The 4,764-nt window shown below is 48.5% G+C and carries 5 protein-coding genes; all 5 read left to right on the top strand.

Features of this window, described 5'->3' with window-relative positions:
- Nucleotides 1–193 (top strand): hypothetical protein (locus tag AC3B8H_RS18660; protein WP_488443036.1); only part of this gene is annotated, 193 nt, incomplete at its 5' end.
- A gap of 424 nt (nucleotides 194–617) precedes the next feature.
- A complete protein-coding gene (locus AC3B8H_RS18655) occupies nucleotides 618–2,195 on the top strand; it encodes a fatty acid--CoA ligase (protein WP_488443035.1) in 1,578 nt (525 codons plus the stop codon).
- Between the two features lie 65 nt (nucleotides 2,196–2,260).
- Nucleotides 2,261–3,211, top strand: a complete 951-nt coding sequence (locus tag AC3B8H_RS18650; RefSeq protein ID WP_488443034.1) for a TauD/TfdA dioxygenase family protein — start codon at nucleotides 2,261–2,263, stop codon at nucleotides 3,209–3,211.
- Between the two features lie 65 nt (nucleotides 3,212–3,276).
- A complete protein-coding gene (locus AC3B8H_RS18645) occupies nucleotides 3,277–4,170 on the top strand; it encodes a TauD/TfdA dioxygenase family protein (protein WP_488443033.1) in 894 nt (297 codons plus the stop codon).
- On the top strand, nucleotides 4,170–4,715 hold the full coding sequence (locus AC3B8H_RS18640) for an FcoT family thioesterase (protein ID WP_488443032.1): 546 nt from the start codon (nucleotides 4,170–4,172) through the stop codon (nucleotides 4,713–4,715). The genes AC3B8H_RS18645 and AC3B8H_RS18640 overlap by 1 nt, the downstream gene beginning before the upstream one ends.
- Nucleotides 4,716–4,764: the final 49 nt, after the last annotated feature.

Genomic DNA, 4,764 nt, shown 5'->3' with positions numbered 1-4,764 from the left:
GTTTGCCTACGAGAACGTGCGGGCTACCTTACTCGAAACCTTGCAAAACCCGGATGAAGAGCCGGAGATAAAAGCGGTTGCGCAAGGAACGTTGGCGCGTTTTACGTTGGACGAACCAGCGCAAGCCGCCGTTCAGCAACAGTGGGTCAGCGAAGGCTATCGACCGCCGCCCAGCGGATTCGGCTTTAATTAAACGGCGGAATAACCCCTCTATTCAATTAAATCTAATTTGGATGGAACGTGTTAATTAATAGTTGGAAAATTGAATTCAACCCTACGGATTAGGGCCGTTGCTCGTGGTTGCGGCGTGGATTGAATGGGGGTGAATCCATCTGCCGCAAAGCCAGTCGGGTTTTCTTAAGCTATGTGTTTTAACGCAATAAAAATAGGTGAAATCACTCGCTTTTTTAACTGATCGGCGCGAAAAACCGTTCAGCAGGCCCACATGTCTGCCACGTTAGGCATGAATAGCTGTCTTTAGCCAGGTTTTTGGCGGGGAATAATATATACATTTCATGTTGTTATGCACGCGATGGCTGATTTTTGCCGCGTGACTTTACTTTGTGGCACATTGGTTGCAAAAGATTGAGGCAACGTTTACCAATCTATTGTAAATCATGACCGAGCAGCCACCGCAAACTCTCGCCGAAATATCGACTTGGCAAGCGCAATACTATGCTGATGCGATTGCTTTTGTATATGAAGAGCAGAGTTTGACGTATCGCGAATTCGACCAACACGCTAATCAAATAGCGGCCGGACTACTAGCGATTGGAATAGAGCCGGGGGCGCGCGTCGCGATATTGAGCAAGGACGGTATTAATAGTTACGAAGTGCTATTTGGTTGCGCAAAAGCCAGAGCGGTTTTAATCGGAATTAACTGGCGGCTGACGCCGCAGGAAATTCATTACATTCTGCGGCACGGCAACGCCGAGATTTTGTTTGTCTCTCGGGAGTTCTTAGAAAGAATCGGCGCGGTGAAAAACGAATTGCCGAGTTTGCGCGAGATTATCGTATTGGATGCCGAATTTCAGGAGCATTCGAATTTTCAAAAATGGCGGGATCAATATTCGCCGAATGACGTCGATCTGACTTATTCCCCGGAAGAAGTCGTCGTGCAAATGTATACCAGCGGTACGACCGGGCATCCCAAAGGGGTGCAGTTGCCAAATTATTCGTTTTTTCGGCTGATGCGGGGGATGCGCGAGCAAGGCGACCATTGGATGAATTTGAATCCGGACGACAAATTGCTGATTTCGCTGCCGCAATTTCATATGGGTGGAATTTGGTGGGCGATACAGGGGTTTATCGCCGGCGCGCAAGGATTCATTATCGATACGTTTGTTGCTTGGAAGGTGCTGGAATTGATCGAACGCCACCGGATCAGCAAAGTGCCGATGGTGCCCGCGATGATTCAAACCACGTTGGCGGAACCTTCCTGCGAAACCACCGATTTATCGTCGGTGCGGGGCTTTTTATATGGCGGATCGCCCATCGCGCCGGCTTTGCTGCAAAAGGCCATGCAGCGTTTCAACTGCGGATTTTTCCAAATCTACGGCATGACCGAAACCGGCAATATGGCGGTTTGCCTGCGCCCCGAAGATCACTCGCCGGCCTATCCCAAGCGACAAGAATCCGCCGGCAGACCGTTGCCCGGCGTGGAAATACGCGTGTCGGACATCTCCGGAAATGCCTTGCCGGCCAATGTCATCGGCGAAATCTCGATCAGGTCGCCCGCCAATATGATTGGTTATTGGAACAACGAAGAGGCAACCCGGGAATGCCTGTCGGAGGACGGATGGATAAAAACCGGGGATGCCGGCTACCTCGACGCGGAAGGTTATTTGTATATCTGCGACAGGCTTAAGGACATGATTATTTACGGCGGCGAAAACATTTATCCGGCCGAGATTGAAGCGGCACTGTGCGAGCACGAAGCCGTCGCGGAAGCCGCCGTCATTGGCATACCCGACGAGCGCTGGGGCGAGGTCGTCAAGGCGTTTGTCGTGTTACGGCCCGGCCAAGCGATAAAAGCGCGCGAATTGATTAACTTTACTCGAAATAGAATCGCTGACTTCAAGGCGCCAAAGTCGATCGATTTTCTCGAGAAACTGCCTCGGAACCCGAGCGGAAAAATATTAAAGCGGGAATTAAGAATGCCTTACTGGGCCAGTCAATCTCGACAAGTCAACTAGCGCGACGCGGATTTTGGTCGCGACGGGGTTTCGTTAAGGCGTATTGGCGGGGTATTTGATGAGATTTGAACCGCCTGGAAATTTATAAAACCTTCACCTGTGATTATAGGAGAGTATGTATGAGCGTTGAAACCTTGGAAATGGAAGTGATCGAATCAAAACCCGGAAAAATAGGCGCGGAAATTCGTGGGCTGGATATCAACGGGCTGGCGGAGGACGCGCCGGAACTGGGCATGATACGTAGCTTGATTTATAAGAACAAACTGGTGGTACTGCGCGATCAGGAGTTGGATGAAGAAAAATACGTTGCATTCGCCCGTAAACTCGGACGGCCGCAAGTTTATTTCCAACCGCAATACCACCATCCGGATCATCCTGAAATTTTTGTGTCTTCGAATGTGCCAGACCAAAACGGCAACAAAATCGGTGTTTCCGGTACCGGAAAATATTGGCATACCGATTGTGCATTCGAAAAGAACCCTTTGTCATTCACTTCGGTTTACCCCTTGGTTTTCCCAAAAATGTCGCGGGAAACTTCTTACATCGACATGGTGGAAGTGTTGAAAAACTTGCCCGCTGATTTAAGACAGTATGTCGACGATAAAATCTATATTCACGCGGGGCAATTAAGATACAAAGTTCAAGCCTCCGATATCGATAAGTCGTTGGCCGAACTTCTTGATCGGATTGACAGTGAAGTCCCGCCGGTCGAGCATCCCGCCGTTATCCAGCATCCGGTAACCGGCGAGTTTTCGCTTTACATCAGTAGCGGCTTCACGACAAAAATCGTTGGTTTAACTCACGAGGAAAATCAGAACGCGTTAAAAGCGCTATTCGATTTTATCGAACGCCCCGAGCACATACACACTCACTATTGGGAAGAAGGCGATTTGATTATCTGGGATAACCGCTCGGTTATACATAAGGCCTCCGGTGTCAAGCCGGGTGAAACCAGCAAAATGTACCGGGTCGGTATCTACGACGACTTGCCGTTTTACGTGGGCATCGGCGATTAACCTCTTGACGGTTTCCGTCGTCGATACTTGTTTTATTCATATTATTATTACCAAGGGAAACGCGCATGATTACTCAGACTAAGGGGTTGGAAATTAACGAAGCTAAGCCGGGCAGGATCGGTGCCGAAGTTATTGGCTTGGATGTCAATAGTTTGCCCGAAAACGCGCCGGAACTAGCGTTGATCAGGCAGTTGATATATAAAAATAAACTGGTGGTCTTGCGTGGTCAGGAGCTGGATGCTGAAAGATATGTTGCATTCACTCGGAAACTCGGTCGTCCGCAAGTATATTTTCAGCCGCAATATCACCACCCTAACCATCCGGAAGTTTTCGTGTCGTCGAATGTGATAGAAGCCGACGGCAAAAAGCTTGGAGTTTCCGGTACCGGGCGCTATTGGCATACTGATTGTGCCTTCGAAAATCATCCATTGTCGTTTACGTCGATTTATCCGTTGGTGTTTCCAAAATCGGCGAGAGAAACCTCTTATATCGATATGGCGGCGGTTTACAGTAAATTGCCGGATGAACTGAGAGCTTACGTCGAAACGGCTACCGCGGTTCACGAAGGTAAATTGCGCTATAAAGTTCAAGCGTCGGATATCGACAAGTCACTCGCCGAATTGCTCGATCGGATTCACAACGAAGTGCCGCCGGTTAACCATCCGGCCGTGATTCAACATCCGGTCACCGGTGAAAAAATCCTCTATATCAGTAGCGGCTTCACCACTAAACTGGCCGGACTGAGTTACGAAGAAAATCAGCGCGTAATGCAAGCGTTATTCGACTTTGCGGAAAAACCCGAACATATTCATACGCATTATTGGGAAGAAGGTGATTTGATTATCTGGGATAACCGCCCCTTGGTACACAAAGCGTCAACCATACAACCCGGAGAGAAAAGCAAAAGCTACCGAATCGGGATTTACGACGACTTACCGTTTTACGTGGGAATTAAGTAATGACTTCTATTCTGGAATTGCCGGAGCGGGAAGCGCTCAGTTTAAAGGATATTGACGCTTCATTTGTCAAAACCGTGTTGACGCCCTATCGGGAGAGTTGTCGATATTTAAAAAAAGCCTATTTTCAACAGCAGGAAGACTTGGGAGTCCAGGGTATGCTGATGAATGGCGAGTTTTCAATTCCGGAGTCTTGTTACATCGACGACACCGGGCATTTCAACGCCGTTGAATATAATATCTGCTACAACCAAATTGCTTATGTTCATTTGGGCTACTGTATCAAGAACGGCTTGATTCCGGAGTTGGCTGACTACGATCCTGAGTTGTTTTTTGAAAAGCAGCTTTCGAATTTCTTGATTGCCAATCTTAATTCGGGCTTTCAAAGTCTGATTAATGCGAAGCGGTTCTACGGTACATTCGGTATTCATACCGTTAAAAAAACCTCGCGTTGTGTATTTCTGAAAACCTATTGTCATTTTCATGACGATGAAGTCGGAAAGTCCAAAGGCGAAGTGATGTTGGCGGTATTGCGCCCCGGTCCTTAACTCGGTTGGCTCGGAGTTTTCCCGGTCGCGGCTCGAATTCCCGCTTGGG

It is taken from the genome of Methylomonas sp. BG-2, from assembly GCF_057766305.1.
The sequence above is the reverse complement of the archived record's forward strand: the minus strand, read 5'-3'. Positions and strand labels throughout refer to the sequence as shown.